This is a genomic window from Bradyrhizobium sp. SZCCT0231, assembly GCF_018130245.1.
GTDB classification, from domain to species: Bacteria; Pseudomonadota; Alphaproteobacteria; order Rhizobiales; family Xanthobacteraceae; genus Bradyrhizobium; species Bradyrhizobium japonicum_F.
In genome coordinates this window covers 1-20060 of the sequence record NZ_JAFCKP010000012.1, presented here as the reverse complement: position 1 = coordinate 20060, position 20060 = coordinate 1, and the positions used below count along the sequence as shown (strand labels likewise).

At 65.1% G+C, this 20060-nt stretch carries 18 protein-coding genes; 12 read left to right on the top strand and 6 right to left on the bottom strand.

Features of this window, described 5'->3' with window-relative positions; translation table 11 throughout:
• Positions 1-128: 128 nt before the first annotated feature.
• A complete protein-coding gene (locus JQ566_RS23955) occupies positions 129-836 on the bottom strand; it encodes a Crp/Fnr family transcriptional regulator (protein WP_212376463.1) in 708 nt (235 codons plus the stop codon).
• Between the two features lie 41 nt (positions 837-877).
• The gene (locus JQ566_RS34680) at positions 878-1309 is read right to left on the bottom strand and encodes a cyclic nucleotide-binding domain-containing protein (protein WP_249139769.1); all 432 of its coding nucleotides are present in this window, start codon (positions 1307-1309) and stop codon (positions 878-880) included.
• 435 nt (positions 1310-1744) lie between these two features.
• Here JQ566_RS34680 and JQ566_RS23945 point away from each other — a divergent pair, with 435 nt between their 5' ends.
• From JQ566_RS23945 to JQ566_RS23920, 6 genes are all read left to right on the top strand, one after another.
• Positions 1745-2227 (top strand): response regulator, encoded by a 483-nt coding sequence (locus JQ566_RS23945; protein WP_434057841.1) that lies wholly within the window; start codon positions 1745-1747, stop codon positions 2225-2227.
• 425 nt (positions 2228-2652) lie between these two features.
• Positions 2653-5478 (top strand): hybrid sensor histidine kinase/response regulator, encoded by a 2826-nt coding sequence (locus JQ566_RS23940; RefSeq protein ID WP_212376460.1) that lies wholly within the window; start codon positions 2653-2655, stop codon positions 5476-5478.
• A 21-nt stretch (positions 5479-5499) separates the two neighbouring features.
• Positions 5500-5970: a chemotaxis protein CheW gene (locus JQ566_RS23935; protein ID WP_100231461.1), complete on the top strand. Its 471-nt coding sequence runs from the start codon at positions 5500-5502 to the stop codon at positions 5968-5970.
• A gap of 71 nt (positions 5971-6041) precedes the next feature.
• Complete coding sequence (locus JQ566_RS23930) at positions 6042-6407, top strand: response regulator (protein ID WP_007600538.1); 366 nt, start codon at positions 6042-6044, stop codon at positions 6405-6407.
• Positions 6408-6482: 75 nt separating this feature from the next.
• Positions 6483-7682, top strand: a complete 1200-nt coding sequence (locus tag JQ566_RS23925) for a protein-glutamate methylesterase/protein-glutamine glutaminase (RefSeq protein ID WP_212376456.1) — start codon at positions 6483-6485, stop codon at positions 7680-7682.
• Positions 7679-8551, top strand: coding sequence for a CheR family methyltransferase (locus JQ566_RS23920; protein WP_212376453.1), 873 nt, complete (start codon positions 7679-7681; stop codon positions 8549-8551). Before JQ566_RS23925 ends, JQ566_RS23920 begins: the two co-directional genes overlap by 4 nt.
• Positions 8552-8602: 51 nt before the next feature.
• Here the strand turns inward: JQ566_RS23920 and JQ566_RS23915 are convergent, their stop codons facing one another.
• From JQ566_RS23915 to ctrA, 4 genes are all read right to left on the bottom strand, one after another.
• Positions 8603-9763 (bottom strand): glutathionylspermidine synthase family protein, encoded by a 1161-nt coding sequence (locus JQ566_RS23915; protein ID WP_212376450.1) that lies wholly within the window; start codon positions 9761-9763, stop codon positions 8603-8605.
• Positions 9764-9848: 85 nt separating this feature from the next.
• A complete protein-coding gene (locus JQ566_RS23910; RefSeq protein WP_212376446.1) occupies positions 9849-10241 on the bottom strand; it encodes a hypothetical protein in 393 nt (130 codons plus the stop codon).
• 1 nt (position 10242) lies between these two features.
• Complete coding sequence (locus JQ566_RS23905; RefSeq protein WP_212376443.1) at positions 10243-10647, bottom strand: DUF350 domain-containing protein; 405 nt, start codon at positions 10645-10647, stop codon at positions 10243-10245.
• A gap of 202 nt (positions 10648-10849) precedes the next feature.
• A complete protein-coding gene (gene ctrA / locus JQ566_RS23900) occupies positions 10850-11551 on the bottom strand; it encodes a response regulator transcription factor CtrA (protein ID WP_016848562.1) in 702 nt (233 codons plus the stop codon).
• A gap of 451 nt (positions 11552-12002) precedes the next feature.
• Between ctrA and fliI the strand changes: the two genes are divergently transcribed.
• From fliI to JQ566_RS23870, 6 genes are all read left to right on the top strand, one after another.
• On the top strand, positions 12003-13328 hold the full coding sequence (gene fliI / locus JQ566_RS23895; protein ID WP_212376441.1) for a flagellar protein export ATPase FliI: 1326 nt from the start codon (positions 12003-12005) through the stop codon (positions 13326-13328).
• 121 nt (positions 13329-13449) lie between these two features.
• Complete coding sequence (gene fliJ, locus JQ566_RS23890; RefSeq protein WP_011084990.1) at positions 13450-13869, top strand: flagellar export protein FliJ; 420 nt, start codon at positions 13450-13452, stop codon at positions 13867-13869.
• Between the two features lie 244 nt (positions 13870-14113).
• A complete protein-coding gene (locus tag JQ566_RS23885) occupies positions 14114-14659 on the top strand; it encodes a sigma-70 family RNA polymerase sigma factor (protein WP_212376438.1) in 546 nt (181 codons plus the stop codon).
• Between the two features lie 37 nt (positions 14660-14696).
• The gene (locus JQ566_RS23880; protein WP_212376435.1) at positions 14697-15731 is read left to right on the top strand and encodes an anti-sigma factor; all 1035 of its coding nucleotides are present in this window, start codon (positions 14697-14699) and stop codon (positions 15729-15731) included.
• Positions 15732-15956: 225 nt separating this feature from the next.
• A complete protein-coding gene (locus JQ566_RS23875) occupies positions 15957-16916 on the top strand; it encodes a helix-turn-helix transcriptional regulator (protein ID WP_212376432.1) in 960 nt (319 codons plus the stop codon).
• Positions 16917-17532: 616 nt separating this feature from the next.
• Positions 17533-18759, top strand: a complete 1227-nt coding sequence (locus JQ566_RS23870) for an NAD(P)/FAD-dependent oxidoreductase (protein WP_212376429.1) — start codon at positions 17533-17535, stop codon at positions 18757-18759.
• Positions 18760-20060: the final 1301 nt, after the last annotated feature.

The following is a 20060-nucleotide window of genomic DNA, read 5'->3' as shown; positions in this document are numbered from 1 at the left end:
TGTCGCGCGGCACGTGCCGACGCGAGGCATGCCCCGTGTCTACGGCCTTCGAATTTCAGTTCCGGTAGCAGGATGACCGGTGTTTGCGGGCCGGCATTAGCCGGCGGTTTACCAATCGACCGCGGCGATCAGCGCGGGCCGAGCAGCCGGTCGTACTGGGCTTTCACGGTAGCGTAGCATTCGCACGCCGTCTGGCGCAGGCCGTCCAGGTTGGTGATCTGGATGTGTCCGCGGCTGTAGTGGATGAAATGGGCGTGCTGCAAGGAGTTGGCGACCAGCGACACGCTGTTGCGCCGCGCCCCGATCATCTGCGCCATGGTCTCCTGGGTCAGCAGCAGCCGGGAGTCGCCCGACAGATCATGAGTGTGCAGCAGGCACCGCGACAGCCGCGACTCCACCGGGTGGGCGGCGTTGCAGCCCGCAGTCTGCTGCACCTGGGCGTAGACCGCCAGCCCATGGCGCGTGAGCAACGTGCGCACGGTGCTGCTCTGATCGGCGGCGATCCGCAGCCGGTCCAGATCCACCATAGAGGCGACGCCGGGAACCAGCACAATGGCGGTGTTCAACGCACACGCATCGCCCATGATCGAAAGCGTCCCGAGCATGCTGTCGCGGCCGATCATGGCGACTTGCACATGCTCTCCCTTGGCCAGTTCCACCACCAGCGAGATGACGCCGCGGTGGGGAAAATAGGCGCGCTTGAGCGTCTCGCCGGCCTCGACCAGCACGGCATCATGGGGCAGATCGACCGTTCGCAGGTGCGGGCGGATCAATTCATAATCGTCTGCCGACAGTGCAGACAGGAAACCGTTGGATGGACGCACCGTCGTTTCCAAAGCTGCCTCCCCCGTTCCCTCCCACGAATCGCGGCGCGAAATCACGTCCTGCGCGGGTAAGCTCCATCATGTTCACGCCGGGATATATTGGCAATTGGGACAAGTTGTCCGTCCGTGGCGATCGGTCTGCGACGCTGCGTGCACGTCGGCATACAGGGATTACGCTGTGTTCCCGTCACGGCACGGTTCCCATCAGGCGCAGGTGGTGGGCCTTCACCGCCGAATAGCAGCCGCAGGACGTCGTCACCAACGCCCAGCATCGCAACCTCGATCATCTGTCCTTCGGGCAGGCCCACCCTGATCGAAACTGATCCACCATGTGGGAAGTAGACGTATCGCAGCGCAGAGCCGACCTCCCTCAAGACAGATTTCCTGACCATTTCGACTGTCGCGAGATGCGGACGCAGCAGATCGAAATCCGCAGCGTCGAGCAGCTGCAGCAGGTGATTGGGCGGGTGGCCGCTCGCGGTCATGCAGGTCTATCCGGCGGGTTCGATGGACGATCGGCGCGGCGTCCGTTTGTCATTCAGTTGCACCGCGAATAAATACTAATCTAAAGGTTGTGACGCCGTCCATATACCCGTTGGAGGGCAGACACGGTGTCTCGTTTGCGGCGGAATTAAGAAACGCGTGCTGATTCGCTCTGGAGCGGGCGCGTGTCCTGCACGGGCATGCAGGAAAAAGCGGTAAGGGGGCTTCATGAGCCGGAAGCATTGCATCCGCGGTCATCGGACGCCGGTTGATCCGCGCCGCCTCGTTCGTTGGACGAGTGCTCATAGCTATCCGGCATTGCACTCAACCTTGGCGCCCGATGACCGCGGATCCTATTTCCGTCGTCTCCGTTTTCCTCGTTCCGCCAATGACGTTTGCGATCATCCTTCTCTTGATTGAAGACAAAGGAGAACGGCGTGCGCCACGGTTCAATTCTTGAATCGCCGAAGCGTGAAGCTCATACGGGCACCGAAAGTCTGCGCCATATTCTCGTCGTCGACGATGACCCGATGGTGTGCATGGCCATCGAGATCTACCTCCAGCGCAACAATTTTCGGGTGACGATCGCCGAGGGAGGTGAAGCCGGACTGCGCGCCCTCGAGCACGAACAGTTCGATCTGATGATCATCGATATATTCATGCCGCACATGCGCGGGTTCGAATCGATCCGGATCTTCCATGACGGGGCACCCGCCGTTCCGCTGATCGCGATGTCCGGCTACGCTTTCGCAAATCTGAATTCGCCCGCACCTGATTTCCTCCGGATGGCGCTGGAGCTCGGCGCCTCACGCTGTCTGCGCAAGCCGTTCACGCTGCACGCGCTGCTCGTCGCCATCAACGATTGCCTGGCAGAGCATCGCCCCGACGGCGACATTGCCTCGGCCGCCCGGCTCGGTTAGCGCGGCACGCGCCGCCTTGGCCGCAGGGTAACCGTTCGTTTACCTCAAGCGCGGACCGCGCAGATCGCGGCAACCCTGCAAAACGCGGATCACGAGGGCGCCGCCGGTCGTGGGCGGCTCGGTCCAACGCCCTGCACGCCGTCTCTATCGTTCTTCACGAGCAGGACTTTCCCGCGCGACTCGCCCCGCTGTTATCGGCCCGTTTACCTCGCTCGTCTTCTCCGTTGCGGCGCGGAGCTGGTTTTGCCGAAAAGCGCTGCAGCTTGCCGTCGAACCGCAAACTTCTCTTCAATATCCGTAGTAGCACGGAGGATGAAATTAACGGGACTGTGAAAGGGGATGTCTAACGATCCAGATAGGGCGTCCGTCCGTGCCAGGAGTGGCTCAGGCGTCGGGTTTAGGTCCAGGTCAGTAAGGCGTAGCTCATGGATGATCTGTTGCGGGAGTTTTTGACGGAGACCAGCGAGAGCCTGGACACCGTGGACAATCAGCTGGTGAAGTTCGAGCAGGAGCCGAACAACGCCAAGATCCTGGATAACATCTTCCGCCTGGTCCACACCATCAAGGGCACCTGCGGCTTCCTCGGCCTGCCGCGGCTCGAGGCGCTGGCGCATGCCGGCGAGACCTTGATGGGCAAATTCCGTGACGGCATGCCGGTGACCGGGCAGGCGGTGACGGTGATCCTGTCCTCGATCGACCGCATCAAGGAGATTTTGGCCGGCCTGGAGGCGACCGAAGCCGAGCCGGAGGGCAACGACCGCGACCTCATCGACAAGCTGGAGGCGATGGTCGAGCAGGGCATGGCGGCTATGTCAGCGTCGGCTTCGCCGATCGCGTCCGGCTCGGCGCAGCCGATGCCGAGCGGCGCTGCTCCCGTTGCCGACGCGCCGCCGCTCGCGCCCGAAGCCCCGGCCGCCGCACCCGCAAAAGAGATGACCACGGGCTCGCTGATCGAGCAGACCCTGGAGCGCCCGCTGCGTCCGGGCGAGGTCTCGCTCGACGAGCTCGAGCGCGCCTTCCGCGAGACCGCGATCGAAGCACCGGTGCCTGTTGCCAAGGCCGACGTCAAGGCCGAGCCCGCAGCGGCGGCTGAAGCGCCGGCTGCGAAGCAAGCCGCAAAGCCCGCCGCCAAGGAGAAGCCCGCGCCGAAGAAGTCGATGGCCGACGAGATGGCGAGCGAGGGCGACCGCATCGCCAACCAGTCGATCCGCGTCAACGTGGATACGCTGGAGCATCTGATGACCATGGTCTCCGAGCTGGTCCTGACCCGCAACCAGCTGCTGGAGATCTCCCGCCGCAACGAGGACACCGAGTTCAAGGTGCCCTTGCAGCGCCTCTCCAACGTCACTGCCGAGCTGCAGGAAGGCGTCATGAAGACGCGCATGCAGCCGATCGGCAATGCCTGGCAGAAGCTGCCCCGCATCGTCCGCGACCTCTCGAGCGAACTCGGCAAGCAGATCGAGCTAGAGATGCACGGCGCCGACACCGAGCTCGACCGCCAGGTGCTCGACCTGATCAAGGACCCGCTCACCCATATGGTGCGCAACTCCGCCGATCATGGCCTGGAGACCCCCGCCGAGCGCCTGGCCAGCGGCAAGGGCGAGCAGGGCACCATTCGCCTGTCCGCCTATCACGAGGGCGGCCACATCATCATCTGCATCGCCGACAACGGAAGAGGCCTCAACACCGAGAAGATCAAGGCCAAGGCGCTCTCCTCAGGTCTCGTCACCGAGGCTGAGCTCGAGAAGATGAGCGAAGCCCAGATCCACAAGTTCATCTTCGCCCCGGGCTTCTCCACCGCGGCCGCCATCACCTCGGTGTCGGGGCGCGGCGTCGGCATGGACGTGGTGCGCACCAATATCGACCAGATCGGCGGCACCATCGACATCAAGTCGGTGGCCGGCGAGGGCTCCTCGGTCACCATCAAGATCCCGCTGACCTTGGCGATCGTCTCCGCCCTGATCGTCGAAGCCGCCGGCGACCGCTTCGCCATCCCGCAGCTCTCGGTGGTCGAGCTGGTGCGGGCCCGCGCCAACTCCGAGCACCGCATCGAGCGCATCAAGGACACGGCTGTGCTCCGCCTGCGCAACAAGCTGTTGCCGCTGATCCACCTGAAGAAGCTCTTGAAGATCGACGACGGCGCGGCCTCCGATCCCGAGAACGGCTTCATCGTGGTGACGCAGGTCGGCAGCCAGACGTTTGGCATCGTCGTGGATGGTGTCTTCCATACGGAAGAGATCGTCGTCAAGCCGATGTCGACCAAGCTGCGTCACATCGACATGTTCTCCGGCAACACCATCCTGGGCGATGGCGCCGTCATCATGATCATCGACCCCAACGGCATTGCCAAGGCGCTCGGCGCCGCCGGCTCCTCGGCCCATGACATGGGCGACGAGAACGGCGCCCACCACATCGGCTCGGGCGAGCAGACCACCTCGCTCCTCGTCTTCCGCGCCGGCTCGTCGCAGCCCAAGGCGGTGCCGCTCGGGCTGGTCACGCGCCTGGAAGAGCTGCCCGCCGACAAGATCGAGTTCTCGAACGGCCGCTACATGGTGCAGTACCGCGAGCAGCTGATGCCGCTGGTGGCCATGGAGGGCGTCACCATCGCGAGCCAGGGCGCCCAGCCGATCCTGGTGTTCGCCGACGACGGCCGCTCCATGGGCCTTGTCGTCGACGAGATCATCGACATCGTCGAGGAACGCCTCAACATCGAGGTCGGCGGCTCCAGCCAGGGCATCCTGGGCTCGGCCGTGATCAAGGGCCAGGCCACCGAGGTGATCGACGTCGGCCACTTCCTGCCGATGGCGTTTGCCGACTGGTTCACCCGCAAGGAGATGAAGCCGTCGATGCACTCGCAGTCGGTGCTGCTGGTCGACGACTCTGCCTTCTTCCGCAACATGCTGGCGCCGGTGCTGAAGGCGGCCGGCTACCGCGTCCGCACCGCGCCGACCGCGCAGGAGGGCCTCGCCGCGCTGCGCGCGCAAAACTTCGACGTGATCCTGACCGACATCGAGATGCCCGACATGAACGGGTTCGAGTTCGCGGAAGTGGTTCGCTCCGACAACAACCTCGCCGCGACGCCGATCATCGGCCTGTCGGCGCTGGTGTCGCCGGCGGCGATCGAGCGCGGCCGTCAGGCCGGCTTCCACGACTATGTCGCGAAGTTCGACCGTCCCGGTCTGATCGCGGCGCTGAAGGAGCAGACCGCAAGCGCCGCCGGCGCCTCCGAGCTGAGCCGGGCGGCGGCCTAAAAGGGACGAGGAGAGATATCGATGAGCAGCAAGACCCAATCCAGCGAAGGCGCCATGGTCGAATACGTCACCGCGATGATCGGCGGCCAGCTGTTCGGCCTGCCGATCTCCCGCGTCCAGGACGTGTTCATGCCCGAGCGCGTCACCCGCGTGCCCTTGTCCTCGCGCGAGATCGCGGGCGTCCTCAACCTGCGCGGCCGCATCGTCACCGTGGTCGACATGCGCTCCCGTCTCGGCCTGCCCAGGGACGAGGACGGCAAGACCCCGATGGCGGTCGGCGTCGACCTGCGCGGCGAATCCTATGGCCTCCTGATCGACCAGATCGGCGAGGTGCTGCGCCTGCCCGAGGACGGCAAGGAGGAGAACCCCGTCAACCTCGATCCCCGCATGGCCAAGCTCGCCGGCGGCGTCCATCGCCTCGACGGCCAGCTCATGGTCGTGCTCGACGTCGATCGCGTCCTCGAGCTTGCGCCCGAAATGATGGCGGCCTGATACGGCGGCACTGCCGCCGGCGGGCCTGCAATTGGAAGTGTCCCCGCAAAGGGGAGGAAGCAGAGGTTTACATGCGAACTTGTCTCGTCGTTGACGATTCCAGCGTCATCCGCAAGGTTGCGCGCCGGATCCTGGAGGGCCTCGACTTCCAGATCCTCGAAGCCGAGGACGGTGAGAAGGCGCTGGAGGCCTGCAAGCGCGGCCTGCCGGATGCAGTGCTGCTCGACTGGAACATGCCGGTCATGGACGGCTACGAGTTTCTCGGTCATCTCAGGCGCATGCCTGGCGGCGACCAGCCCAAGGTGGTGTTCTGCACCACCGAGAACGACGTCGCGCACATTGCACGCGCGCTGCACGCCGGCGCCAACGAGTACATCATGAAGCCGTTCGACAAGGACATCGTGACGGCGAAATTCCAGGAAGTCGGCCTGATCTGAGCGACCGCCCGGAGGCCGAACGGATCCTTCGGCGATTGTTTTCAACTGAACCGTTTCAGTCTGAGTTGGTGAGTAATGAGTGTTGCGTTCGCAGGTAATTCGACCACGGGCACGTCGCGCGAAGCCGGACCACTGCGGGTGATGATCGTCGACGACTCCGTCGTCATCCGCGGTCTGATCTCGCGCTGGATCGGCGCCGAGCACGACATGGAGGTCGCAGCTTCGCTGCGCACCGGGCTCGAGGCGGTCAACCAGCTGGAACGCATCAATCCCGATGTTGCCGTGCTCGACATCGAGATGCCCGAGCTCGATGGCCTCTCGGCGCTGCCGAAATTGCTGGCGAAGAAGCGCGATCTCGTCATCATCATGGCCTCGACGCTGACCCGCCGCAATGCGGAGATCAGCTTCAAGGCGCTGTCGCTCGGCGCGGCCGACTACATTCCCAAGCCGGAATCGACGCGCGAAGCGTCGGCCGCCGACACCTTCCATCACGACCTGATCCAGAAGATCCGCCATCTCGGTGCGCGGCTGCGCCGCAAGTCCGCCGTTGCGAGCCCGCCGCTGGCGCCCGCGAGCCCGGCTCCGGCTCCGGCTGCGCGCGCGCCGGCCGTCGCCCGGCCTGCTGCGCCCGCTCCGGCCGTGCACGCCCCCTCGTCGGGAGCGCCGTCGACGCGCCCGTTCTCGACCCAGGCGCCGAAGGTGCTGCTGATCGGCTCCTCGACCGGCGGTCCCCAGGCGCTGATGTCGCTCGTCACCGAGCTCGGCCCGGTGATCGACCGCTTCCCGGTGCTGATCACCCAGCACATGCCGCCGACCTTCACCACCATCCTTGCCGAGCATCTGGCGCGTTCGAGCCGCCGCCCGGCAGCCGAGGCGGTTGACGGCGAGCCGGTGAAGCCCGGACGGATCTATCTCGCGCCCGGCGGCAAGCACATGCGCGTCGCGCGCAGCGGTGCGGACGTCGCGATCGCGCTCGACGACGGCCCCGCCGTCAATTTCTGCAAGCCCGCGGTCGATCCGCTCTTCACCTCCGCCATCGACATCTGGCATGGCGCCATCCTCTCCGTGATCCTGACGGGTATGGGCTCCGACGGCATGCGCGGCGGCAAGGACATCGTTGCGGCCGGTGGCAGCGTGATCGCGCAGGACGAAGCCTCCAGCGTGGTCTGGGGCATGCCGGGGGCAGCGGCCAATGCCGGCATCTGCGCGGCGATCCTGCCGCTCAACCAGATCGGCGCCAAGGTCAACCGCCTGTTCGCGGGAGACCGCTCGTGACACCCGCGGATTACGACTATCTGCGCAAGTTCCTGAAGGAGCGCTCCGGTCTCGATCTCTCCGCCGACAAGCAATATCTGGTCGAGAGCCGGCTGCTGCCGCTCGCCCGCAAGGCAAGCCTTCCCGGCATCCCCGATCTCGTGCTGAAGATCAGGAACGGCGACGGCCGGCTTGCGACCGACGTGGTCGAAGCCATGACCACCAACGAGACCTTCTTCTACCGCGACAAGATCCCGTTCGATCATCTGCGCGAAACGATTTTGCCGGGTCTGATCCAGGCGCGCGCGACGCGCAAGAGTTTGCGCATCTGGTCGGCGGCCTCATCGACGGGGCAGGAGCCCTATTCGATCGCAATGTGCGTGAAGGAGATGGGGGCAGTCCTCGCCGGCTGGCGCATCGAGATCGTCGCCACCGATCTGTCGCAGGAGGTGCTGGAGAAATCCAAGGCCGGAATCTACAGCCAGTTCGAGGTGCAGCGCGGCCTGCCGATCCAGCACCTGATGAAGTACTTCACGCAAGTCGGCGAGCTCTGGCAGCTCAACGCCGATATTCGCGCCATGGTGCAGTTCCGCCAGCTCAATCTGTTGCAGGATTTCTCGCATCTCGGCACGTTCGACGTGATCTTCTGCCGCAACGTGCTGATCTATTTCGACCAGGACACCAAGGCCGTGATCTTCGAGCGGATGGCGAAGGCGATGGAGGCCGACGGAACGCTGCTGCTCGGCGCCGCCGAGTCCGTCGTCGGCATCACCGATGCATTCCGCCCGGTCACCGAGCGCCGCGGTCTCTATCAGCTCAACCCCGCGCGCTCCGGCCGCCCCATGGGCGGATTGATGCCGCAGCCGCTGAAGGTCGCCGCGGCGAGGTGAGTTGCTTCTCGTCATTCCGGGGCCGCGACTGCGTCGCGCCCCGGAATGACACTACAAAATCGCATGCGGCAGAAACCGCGAGCGGTTGCCCGTGATCGGGCTCTCGTCCTCGCGGATCGACAATCCGCACGGCTGGTGGTTCACCAGCCAGCTTCCGATGACCGGATAGAAGCCCGAAAAGTTCGGCAGCGGTGACAATGCCTGGCGCACGAAACCTTCGGCGCCGTAGGGACCTGCCTGCTCGTCGAGCGGCATTCCGCCGGACACCAGCGTGACGTTGGCGCCCTCGCGCGACAGCAGCGGCTTGCGGACATAGGACGTCCCGAGCTCCGCGGCGTGCGGATCGTCCTCGAAGAAGGCCGGCAGCAGATTGGGATGGTTCGGAAACATCTCCCAGAGCAGCGGCAACGTGCCCTTGTTGGAGAGCACCGCCTTCCACGGCGGCTCGATCCAGCGCGTCGGTGCGTCCTTGAGCTTTGCGCCAAAGGCGTCGTGGAACATCCACTCCCAGGGATAGAGCTTGAAGGCGAGTGCGATGTCGCCATCGTCGAGATCGACGAAGCCGCCGGGCTCGTCGCGCCAGCCGACCTGCTCGATGTCGAGCAGCCTGGTCGAGAGCCCGGCCTGGCGCGCGGTGTCTTCGAGATAAGCGAGCGTTCCGGCGTCTTCCTCGTTGCCGGTGATGCCGGTGAGATGGACGTGACGGCCGCCGGCGATCTCCTTCCACGCTGCGATCAGCCGCTCATGGATGGAGTTGAACTGATCGGCACGCGACGGGATGACGCGGCGTTCGATCGCCTGCTCGAGCCAGGTCCATTGAAACACCGCGGCCTCGAAGAGCGAGGTCGGCGTGTCCGCGTTGTATTCGAGCAGCTTTGCCGGCGACTTGCCGTTGAACCTCAAATCGAGCCGGCCATAGAGGCTGCGGTCGTCGCGCTCCCAGCTCTCGGCGATCAGGCCCCAGAACGCTTCCGGGATCTTCAAGCGCCGCAAGTGGCGCTCGTCGCCGATGACGCGGCCGGCAAGCTCCAGGCACATCGCGTCGATCTCGCCGGTCGGCGTCTCGATGCCGCGCTCGATCTCGTCGAGCGTGAAGCCGTAATAGGCGCGCTCGTCCCAATAGCGCTCGCCGTCGATGGTATGGAAGACGAAGCCGCATTTCGCTGCGGTCTCTCGCCAGTCGTCGCGCTCGAGACAGGTTATGCGCTGCATGTTATTTCCTGCGCATGATCTCCGCGCAAACGCGTTCCGCGTTTGTCGCGAGGGAAAACCGGTGGCCACTTTTCCGGATCATGCGCTAGCCGCCGCCCGAGAAGCCGTGACCGAACGAGCCGAAGCCGCCGCGGCTCACGCTGCTGTGGCCGGAATCGGACGACGTGCCCGACGAGGAATGGCTCGAGGAATCGCTGCTGAAGAAGCTCGATCGCGACGACCAGCGCGAGCTGCTGCCGCCTGACGAGCTGCTGCTGCTGCTGCTGGTGCAGGTCGTGGTCGTCTGCCCCGGCACGGCTCCGGGAGTGGGCTCGCAGGTCTGCCGCGGCATCAGCGTGTAGGCGGTGGTGCCGACTGCGATCGTGCCCATCACCAGCAGCGCGACATGGCCGGAGCGCTTCACCGGCGGACGCGGAGGCGGCGGCTCGGCCACCGGCCGGCGCTTGCCGAACTCCCTTTTGGCGGGCTTGTCGGCCATGTCAGTAGATCATGCTGGCGGCGTTGAGCAGCCCCGCGGCGAGCGAGGACAGGCCGAGCCAGATCGCCGGGGCAAGCTCGCCGGCGGAGATCCGCACCGACAGATTGGGCACCGGAACTTTTACGAGGAAGAACACGATGACCTGCACGACCAGTGCGATCGTCGCCCAGATCAGGCAGTCCAGCAGGTTGGCCGAATGCGCGATGGCGCTGACCAGCGGTGCCACGAAGCCGAGCAGGCTGAGCCCGAGCGCGATCGCCGCGGCCGGCTCGTTGTCGCGGATGAGCTGGAACTCGTTATGGGCGGTGATGCGGGTGTAGACGAACAGATAGGCCACGGTCGCGATCAGCCCGGTGCAGAAATAGACCAGGAAGGCGGGCAGGCCGGCGAGTGATTGCAGGATCATCGTTCCCCCATCGTGCAGCGACCATTCGTCGGCGGGGGAAGGGTAGCGGTTCAAACGTTAGAGAGGGATGAAGTCGCATCGGCACGACTGCTGCACCTCTCCCGCTTGCGGGAGAAGAACCCCCAAAAACGAAAACCCCGCCATTTGCGGCGGGGTCCAGGCTGGGAGGAGCAAGCCCGGGGCTTGCGACGTGAACCCAGGATCAGGCGGGGATGCGCTCGTCGGCCTCGTGCGGCTCGCGCAGCACGTAGCCGCGGCCCCACACGGTCTCGATGAAGTTGCGGCCCTCGGAGGCGTTGGCGAGCTTCTTGCGGAGCTTGCAGATGAAGACGTCGATGATCTTCAGCTCGGGCTCGTCCATGCCGCCATAGAGGTGGTTGAGGAACATTTCCTTGGTCAGGGTCGTGCCCTTGCGCAAGCTGAGCAGCTCCAGCATCTGATATTCCTTGCCGGTCAGATGCACGCGCTGGCCGCCGACTTCCACCGTCTTGGTGTCGAGGTTGACGACGAGGTCGCCGGTCTGGATGACCGACTGGGCGTGGCCCTTGGAGCGGCGCACGATCGCGTGGATGCGGGCCACCAGCTCGTCCTTGTGGAAGGGCTTGGTCATGTAGTCGTCGGCGCCGACGCCGAGACCCTTGACCTTGTCCTCGATGCCGGCGAGGCCGGAGAGGATCAGAATCGGTGTCTTGATCTTGGAGACCCGGAGCTGCTTGAGCACGTCGTAGCCGGACATGTCGGGCAGGTTGAGGTCGAGGAGAATAATGTCGTAATCGTATAGTTTACCGAGATCGACGCCTTCTTCCCCCAAATCGGTCGTGTAGACGTTGAAGCTCTCCGACTTCAGCATCAGCTCGATCGACTGCGCGACGGCGCTGTCATCTTCAATCAGCAAAACGCGCATGCCAGTTCCCCATAGTCGCCGCTCCTGGGCGTCAGGTCGGCCGCATTCGCGGCACTCAACAAAACGCCTTTGAACAACTGATTCGGATCCTGACAACAGATGGTTAACAAACTCTGATTCTGGAACGCAAGTCCCCCCGGTGCAATTTTCGTCGAATCGCCCTAAGGTCTTGCGCAGGAAGCAGCTTTCGTTACTCCGATCCGTTCAAGCTCCACTTTAAGAGACGGGCCTAACCGACTCCCGCGACTCAGCCTTCTTCTGAAGGGGAGTCACGCTCAGTCTCAAAGACAGTGACGCAATGATTAATGATGCGGGTAAACACGGAGTTAAGCGCCGTTCAGAAATATGGCGAAACTTAAGAGTTTCACCGTGAAGTTCCGGGATCGCGCAGCGACCCTGGGGATGACCAAGGCGCGGCCCTTAATGAAGGCTCACCGATGAAGGCCCACCGATGAAAGCTCTTGCCGAACAGATCGGCGACATCGACGGCATCAACATTTACGGCCGCGTGGTCGGCGTGCGTGGCCTGATGGTCGAGGTGGCCGGTCCGATTCACGCGATGTCGGTCGGCGCGCGGCTCGTGATCGAGACCGGCGCCAACCGCACCATTCCCTGCGAGGTGATCGGCTTCTCCGGCAACAATGCTGTCGTGATGCCGTTTGCCGGCCTCGACGGCGTGCGCCGCGGTTGCAAGGCGGTCATTGCCAATGCCGCCAATCAGGTGCGGCCGTCCGCAGCCTGGCTCGGCCGCGTCGTCAACGCGCTGGGCGAGCCGATCGACGGCAAGGGACCGCTGCCGCAGGGCTCCTCGCCGATGCCGTTCCGCAATACGCCGCCGCCCGCACATTCGCGCAAGCGCGTCGGCAGCCCGCTCGATCTCGGCGTGCGCGCGATGAACACGTTCCTCACCTGCTGCCGCGGCCAGCGCATGGGCATCTTCGCAGGGTCCGGCGTCGGCAAGTCGGTGCTGCTGTCGATGCTGGCGCGCAACGTCGATGCCGATGTCAGTGTCATCGGGCTGATCGGCGAACGCGGCCGCGAGGTGCAGGAATTCCTGCAGGACGATCTCGGCGAGGAGGGCCTCGCGCGCTCGGTCGTGGTGGTCGCGACCTCGGACGAGCCCGCGCTGATGCGCCGCCAGGCGGCGTATCTCACGCTCGCGGTCGCCGAGTATTTTCGTGATGAGGACAAGGACGTGCTCTGCCTGATGGACTCGGTGACGCGCTTCGCCATGGCCCAGCGCGAGATCGGCCTGTCCGCCGGCGAGCCGCCGACCGCCAAGGGCTATACGCCGACCGTGTTCACCGAATTGCCGAAGCTGCTGGAGCGTGCCGGGCCTGGCCTCGGCGAGGGCGCGATCACCGCGATCTTCACGGTGCTGGTCGACGGCGACGACCACAACGAGCCGATCGCGGACGCCGTCCGCGGCATCCTCGACGGCCATATCGTGATGCAGCGCTCGATCGCGGAGCGTGGCCGCTATCCCGCCATCAACATCCTCAAATCCGTCTCGCGCACCATGCCGAAATCGGCCGACCCGCAGTTCTGGCCGGTCATCCAGAAGGCGCGTCAGGTGATGGCGACCTATGCCGACATGGAGGAATTGATCCGGCTCGGCGCCTACCGGGCCGGCTCCAGCCCCGAGGTGGACGAGGCGATCCGCCTGCACGAGCCGCTGGAAGCGTTCCTGCGGCAGCGCAAGGACGAGAATGCCTCGCTGGCGGACGGCTATCGGCAGTTGGCGCAAATCCTGGGCAATTTGGAAACGGAACGCTAACTTTGTCAGGTCATCATCCGATCCCACAGAGTAGCAGAGCCGGTCTTGGCCCTAACAGGGCCTATGGGGTGACCGGTGCCGTCCCACGTGCAGCGGGGGGACTTCTGGGGAGTACGAGTCGATGAAGTCACGAGATACCCTCATCCGCCTGAAGAAGTTTCAGGTCGACGAGAAGCGCCGCCGGGTCACCCAGATCGAGACCATGATCGCCGATTTCCAGCGGATGTCGGTCGATCTCGAACGCGAGATCCAGACCGAGCAGGAGCGCGCCGGGATCAACGATCCCTCGCACTTTGCCTATCCGACTTATGCCAAAGCCGCGATCCAGCGCCGCGAGAACCTGACCCGTTCGGCCGACGAGCTCAAGGGTCAGCTCGACGAAGCCAAGGCCGCGCTGGCCGAGGCCTTCGAGGAGCTGAAGAAGGTCGAGCTCCTGGACGAGCGCGACCAGGCCCGCGAGCGCGCCGAGGAAAACGCCCGTGAGCAGGCCGACCTCGACAGCATCGGCCTGATGCGTGCCCGCATCGGCGCCGTCGCCTGACGGCGCCAGAGCATGATCCGGAAAAGTGCGCAGCGGTTTTCCGAAAAGATCATGCTCAAACAATAATCTAAGCCGGACTATCCAGGAATTTGCCAAAACCCGGACCCGCAAGGTCCGGGTTTTCGTATCTGCTGTCCACAGCATGGCGCCGCGCACCCTTGGTGGTCGGGTTTGCCGCGCGCTATGGTGGTGCGGTGCCAGGGCTTCCGCGGAACGCGCCTGAGCCTGCGTGTTGGGGGGCTGAATGCTGACGCCAGCAGAGCTGGTCGGGTTGATCGAGGCGGTGGCGAAGGGCGATCAGGCCGCGTTCGAGCGCCTCTACGCCGCCACGCGCGCGAAACTCTATGGCGTCGTGCTCCGTATCTTGCGTCGGCAGGATCTCGCAGAGGAGGTCATTCAGGAGACCTACGTCAAGATCTGGAACAGCGCCGGCCGGTTCAATCCGGCGCTGTCGTCGCCGATCACGTGGATGGCCTCGATCGCGCGCAACCGGGCGATCGACATCGTTCGCAAGAAGTCGGAAGCCTCCATCGAGGATGAGCCCCAGGCGATGGAGGTTGCGGCCGAGAGTCCCGATCCGCTGGCGCGCCGCGAGATGACCGAGGAGCTGAAGCGGCTCCTGGAATGTATCGGCCGGCTCGAGCCGGACCGTCAGAAGCTCGTGCTGCTCGCCTATTACAACGGCTGGAGCCGCGAGCAATTGGCGGAGAAATTTGTCGCGCCCGTCAACACGGTGAAGACGTGGCTGCGGCGCAGCATGCTGGATATCCGGGAGTGCCTCGGATTGTGATGGCCCGGACGATGAGGAAGGTTCTGGACTGCAGTTGATGGCCTACACGGAGGACCATATCGCGCTCGCCGCGGAATACGCGCTCGGCACGCTCGACGCCGATGAGCGCGCGCAGGTCGAGACCATGATGGCGGTGGACGAGGCGTTCGCCGGGATCGTGCAGGCCTGGTCCTACCGGCTCGGCGCGCTCAACCAGATGGTCGGCTCGGTCGAGCCGCGTCCGATCGTGTGGGAGAACATCAGGTCCGAGATCGCGCGCACGGTCCTTGCGCAGGAGCCGCCCGCGCTTGCCGAGGCTTCGCCACCGCCGCCTGTGCCGGAGTCATCCTCGCTGCAGACTGCGGAGGCCCCGGCCGAGAGCTCGCAATCGGCAGAGCCCGAGGCCGGGGCACCTGAGACGCCGCGTCCCGAGCCGGACGCCATCCCCGACATCGCGCCGCAATTCATCCCGCAGGTCCATGCTCCGGATATCAACGTCGTCCGTGCGCCGCAGGCGCCGGTCGTCGACGATGGCAATGTGATTCGCCTCGAGGGCCGCGTGAAGCGCTGGCGCAACGTCGCATCCGCGGTCGGCGCGCTTGCGGCCGCGCTGCTGGTCACGCTGTCGCTGCAGATCTTCCTGCCCGACGCGCTGCCGGGCGCCTTGCGTCCCGCGCCGCGCATCCAGACGGTCGAGGTGAAGACCCCGGCCGCGCCGCTCGCCGCCTCCGCGCAATATGTCGCGCTGCTGCAGGGCCAGGGCGGTGGCCCCGCCTTCATCCTCACCATCGACGGCGCGACGCGGAATTTCACGGTTCGCAAGGTCGGCGCGACGCCGGAGCCGGGCAAGAGCTTCGAGCTCTGGCTGATCTCGGACAAGCTGCCGCGCCCGCGCTCGCTCGGCGTCATCGGCGCCAGCGATTTCACCGCGCGTCCGCTGCTCGCCGGCTACGATGCCGACGTCGTCAACGGCGCGACCTACGCCGTCACCGTCGAGCAGGCCGGCGGTTCGCAGAGCGGCCAGCCGACCTCGGCCCCGGTGTTTTCCGGCAAGCTGATCGAGACCGTGCCGCCGGCGCCCGCGCAGAAATAGGTGCGTAGCCCGGATGGAGCGCAGCGTAATCCGGGACCGCTGTCCCCGCATTCCGCTTTGCTCCATGCGGGCTACAAGGGCGCCTTGCTGTCGCCACGGTCCATCCCGCCGTCGCATCCCGACAATTGCCCCTGAATCCGCCCCTGATTTGAACCTCTGCTCCATCCGCCGCGTCAAATCCCCGGAATTTGAAGTCCGTGATGCCGGAAAGGGCGAGAAAATCAGATGGATGCAGCGAGAACGCCGGGCATCTTCGTTCACCAATATGCGGGGCTGCCGCACGGTGCGGCATTCGAACATTGGCGCGAGCGGGCGGTCGGTCCCTGCGGCCTCGATATCGGGCCGAGCCATGGCGATAGCATCGATTGCCGGCTGCAGATCAGCGTCGTCGACAACATCGCGCTGGCCATTCCGGAAGGCGCCTCGGCGCAATATTCCCGCACGCAGAGCCATCTTGCCGACGGCAGCGACGATCTCGTCCTGATATCGGCCCATGCAGGGCTCGTCCGCGTCGGGCAGAACGGCCACACCGTCGAGCTCGCGCCCGCGCAGATGGTGCTCGTCGACATGAGCGTGACGGGGACCGTCGGCCACACCGATGCGGACCGCTTCACCACCATTCGCATGCCGCGCCGTGCGCTGCTCGATATCAGTCCGCGCGCCGAGGACAAGCTCTCGCAGGTGCTCGCAGACGGCGCGGTCGCCGAGACCATCTTCCGCTACCACGCGCTCGCCGCCAACCACGCGCCGCATCTCGATGCGGTCGGCCAGCGCCTGACGGCGCAGCACATGGTCGATCTCGTCGGCCTGCTGCTCGGCACCGATGCGGAGCACGCAAGCCGCGCACGCGGCCGGGGGCAGGCGGCGGCGCGCCTCGATCTCATGCGCGCCGATGTGATGGCCGCACTCGGCCGCAACGATCTCTGCCTCGCCGAAGTCGCGACGCGCTCGGGATTGAGCCCACGCCAGGCACAGCGCCTGTTCGAGCAGGCCGGCACGACCTTCACCGAATTCGTGCTGGAGCAGCGCCTGCTCCACGCGCGCAAGCTGCTCGGCGATCCCCGCGCCAGGGCGCGCAAGATCAGCGACATCGCACATTCGTCCGGCTTCTCCGATCTGTCCTATTTCAACCGTGCCTTCCGCAAGCGTTTTGGCGCGACGCCGTCGGAGGTGCGCGAGGCGTAAGCGGCGACTCGTAGACGCTACGAGACCACGATCCCTTGCGTTGCCCGACGGGCAAAACACCCGAGCGGTAGGTCAACGCGTGTCGCCGAAAATATTCCGCTTTACCGAAATTCGGAAATCTCGTATATGTCGCCGCAACCCGGCCCAATGACGAGCTATGTAACAAAGGTCTCGTGCCCCGGACGCTGCGCAGCGCCCCTTCGGCGGTGCCGGGGCCCATGTGGCAGCACGTGCTGTGGCTTCCTGGGTCCCGGCTCTGCGCAGCAGCGTAAGAACGCTGCAGCGCGTCCGGGACACGAGAGTGTGGGCGCTGCTACTTCACACTCCGTCATTGCGAGCGCAGCGAAGCAATCCAGAGTCTGTCCGCGGCAGCAGTCTCGATTGATTCCGCCTTCACCAAAGGCCTCGGCGGACACGTCGCAGCGTTCGCAATGACAGCCCGTAGGATGGGTTGAGCCCTGCGAAACCCATCGTCTTGTGCGGCTGAAACGATGGGTATCGCTTCGCTCCACCCTTCCTACGGCCGCGCTGCCGCATTTGGTCGATGCCGGCTGTTGAGCTAGTCTGTCCGCGCGGGCAGGCCGCAGGATTCCTCTGGAAGGTGCAGTAGGTGGTGATGGCGCGTATCGTCGTGCTCGGCGCCGGGTTTGCAGGCCTGTGGGCGGCCATCGGCGCTGCGCGCAAGCGTGACGAGATCGGCGCAAGCGACCGCGACATCGAGATCCGTCTCATCGACCGCAACCCCTATCACAATATCCGCGTGCGCAATTACGAGGCCGACCTCAGCGAGGTCGCGCTTCCGCTGCCGCAATTGCTCGATCCGATCGGTGTCAGCCACGGGATCGGCGAGGTCGAGGCCATCGATTCGGCCCGGCGCGAAATTTCGCTGGTCACCAGCAGCGGCAAGGCGACGCTGGGCTATGACCGCCTGGTGCTGGCGCTCGGCAGCGAGGTGATGCGTCCCGACATTCCCGGACTTGCCGAGCACGCCTTCGATGTCGACACCTATACCGCGGCGCTCCGCCTCGAGGATCATCTCGTCTCGCTCGGCCGCAGCGCGCCGTCGCCGGGGCGTTCGACGGTGGTGGTGGTCGGCGCCGGCTTCACCGGCATCGAGGTCGCGGCCGAGATGCCGGACAGGCTCGCGCGCGCCGGCCTCACCGGCAGCCGCCGCATCATCCTGGTCGATCCCAATCCGGCGGTCGGCACCACCATCGGCGCGCATGCGCGTCCCGTCATCGAGACGGCATTGTCGTCATTGCAGGTCGAGACACGGCTTGGCGTGCGTGTCGCGTCCGTCGAGGCCGCCGGCGTGCACCTCAGCTCCGGCGAGTTCGTTGCGGCGCAGACGGTGATCTGGTGCGCCGGGATGCGCGCGAGCCGGCTCGCCGGGAGCCTTGCAGGCGCGCGCGATCGCCTCGGGCGGCTGCTGGTCGATCCCTTCATGCGGGTTGCGGATGTGCCTGGCGTGTTCGCGGCCGGCGACGTCGCCTCGAGCGTGGTCGACGGCTTGCATCCGACCGTGATGTCCTGCCAGTTCGCGCGCCCCATGGGCCGCTTCGCCGGCCACAACGTGGTGGCCGATCTCGCGGGCCTGCCGCTGCTGCCGCTGCGGATCGACTGGTACGTGACCGTGCTCGATCTCGGCGCCTGGGGCGCGCTCTACACGGAAGGCTGGGATCGCGAGGTCAAGACGACCGGCGCGGCCGCAAAGGCCACCAAGCAGACCATCAACCGCAAGCGGATCTATCCGCCGATGAGCGGCAGCAAGGACGATCTGTTCGCGGCGGCAGCACCGACGGTGCAGGCGCCGCCGCCGACATATGGGGCACCGCGTCGTTGAGCCGGCTCGTGGGTCCACCAGCCAAGCGAAATGATGAAACGAAGGCGACGGGTTTGCGCGGTCGGCCGCAGCGGAGCAGCTGCCAGCCTTTGTCCGCTCCGGAGTCCCTTAGCCGACTTTGCGGCTCGCTGCCGAGAGGTCGCCTTCTGACCCGTTGCGGACGTCAGCGATGGGGCTCGCGGGTGTCTGCCAACCGCCCGACGAAGCAATTACCAGAGCAAAGACGCCGCAATTGCGCAAAGCAAGAACACGCTCATGCTCAAGAGCGGGACGATATATGCGCCTCGCGTGCGCCCAAGAAACCAAAGTATTGGAGAAGCGGCTTGCCCTATTAAGAGCGCAGGCATCCCAACAAAATACGAGGCCGCGATCATTGCCAGGGCAATTTTCCTAATAGTCGGGTTGGCTGGTCCGGCCTGAAAGCCCCAGCCCAACGCCGAGAATGGCCAGACAAAAGCGAACACGCCTGCAAGCAGCGTAGTGAGCAGCAGGAAAGCCAAATATTCCACTGTCTTTGCGCGGGGCAACCTCATTGTCTCCATCCTGCTCTTAGAGCATAGCAAGCCTTGCATGGAATGTCCCCTTCTGGCCCGTAGCTGACCTCGCGGTCCGGTTCGCGAACCGTGCGCTTTGGTTTCAACTCCCGAAATCTGGCACAGGGGCTACCGATCGAACCAATTTGGCGGAGGTGAACCCAGCTACAAGCCTTTGCGTTGCCCGACGGGCAAAACACCCAGATGCCAGTCAATGTACCTCGCTAAAAATATTCCACTTTACCGAAATTCGGAAATGGCGTATCCATCGTGGCAACCCGGCCCAAGGAAGAGGGGCGTATCGCGATCGTCACGAACGCGGGCTGGGCGGCGGTGGACGCTGATTGCATCGGCGCGAAGGGTTTTGCAGGGCGGGCAACCGTGAGCAAGGGCCGTCGCGCATACGACCGGTGTGATCGGCGTACGACGAAATCGTGTGGTCCTGGCGCCCGGGGTCTGTGCGCCAAGTCTTGCGGTGATGTGGCGGCCCAACCGGGCAGGCGCATCAGTCATCCGCAAGGCGACGGGGGCAATAGTGCATCGCTCCCCGGGGAGAGCACGACATAAGCCGTAAAACCACTGCGCAGGGAAGGCCGGATGTCCTGGCTTCACCTGTATGCCGCTGTGCAAATTCTTGTTGCCATCTCTCGCACAGTGGACCGTGGGTGCCCGGCCGGCACCCGGTCTTCCCCATAGGCGTTAAGGTAGCGCAGGCATGGATTGATACCGACGTTTTCGGGGAGGCTCGCGCAGGTGCCGCCCAAGCGC

Bases quoted from the DNA above. Each gene is read 5' to 3' on its own strand.
- JQ566_RS23910 (WP_212376446.1), bottom strand. From the start codon at position 10,241: ATGGCCGACAAGCCCGCCAAAAGGGAGTTCGGCAAGCGCCGGCCGGTG.
- JQ566_RS23905 (WP_212376443.1), bottom strand. From the start codon at position 10,647: ATGATCCTGCAATCACTCGCCGGCCTGCCCGCCTTCCTGGTCTATTTC.
- JQ566_RS23915 (WP_212376450.1), bottom strand. From the start codon at position 9,763: ATGCAGCGCATAACCTGTCTCGAGCGCGACGACTGGCGAGAGACCGCA.
- JQ566_RS23875 (WP_212376432.1), top strand. From the start codon at position 15,957: ATGGATGCAGCGAGAACGCCGGGCATCTTCGTTCACCAATATGCGGGG.
- JQ566_RS23930 (WP_007600538.1), top strand. From the start codon at position 6,042: ATGCGAACTTGTCTCGTCGTTGACGATTCCAGCGTCATCCGCAAGGTT.
- JQ566_RS23935 (WP_100231461.1), top strand. From the start codon at position 5,500: ATGAGCAGCAAGACCCAATCCAGCGAAGGCGCCATGGTCGAATACGTC.
- JQ566_RS23870 (WP_212376429.1), top strand. From the start codon at position 17,533: ATGGCGCGTATCGTCGTGCTCGGCGCCGGGTTTGCAGGCCTGTGGGCG.
- JQ566_RS23925 (WP_212376456.1), top strand. From the start codon at position 6,483: ATGAGTGTTGCGTTCGCAGGTAATTCGACCACGGGCACGTCGCGCGAA.
- ctrA (WP_016848562.1), bottom strand. From the start codon at position 11,551: ATGCGCGTTTTGCTGATTGAAGATGACAGCGCCGTCGCGCAGTCGATC.
- JQ566_RS34680 (WP_249139769.1), bottom strand. From the start codon at position 1,309: ATGACCGCGAGCGGCCACCCGCCCAATCACCTGCTGCAGCTGCTCGAC.
- JQ566_RS23880 (WP_212376435.1), top strand. From the start codon at position 14,697: ATGGCCTACACGGAGGACCATATCGCGCTCGCCGCGGAATACGCGCTC.
- fliI (WP_212376441.1), top strand. From the start codon at position 12,003: ATGAAAGCTCTTGCCGAACAGATCGGCGACATCGACGGCATCAACATT.
- fliJ (WP_011084990.1), top strand. From the start codon at position 13,450: ATGAAGTCACGAGATACCCTCATCCGCCTGAAGAAGTTTCAGGTCGAC.
- JQ566_RS23885 (WP_212376438.1), top strand. From the start codon at position 14,114: ATGCTGACGCCAGCAGAGCTGGTCGGGTTGATCGAGGCGGTGGCGAAG.
- JQ566_RS23940 (WP_212376460.1), top strand. From the start codon at position 2,653: ATGGATGATCTGTTGCGGGAGTTTTTGACGGAGACCAGCGAGAGCCTG.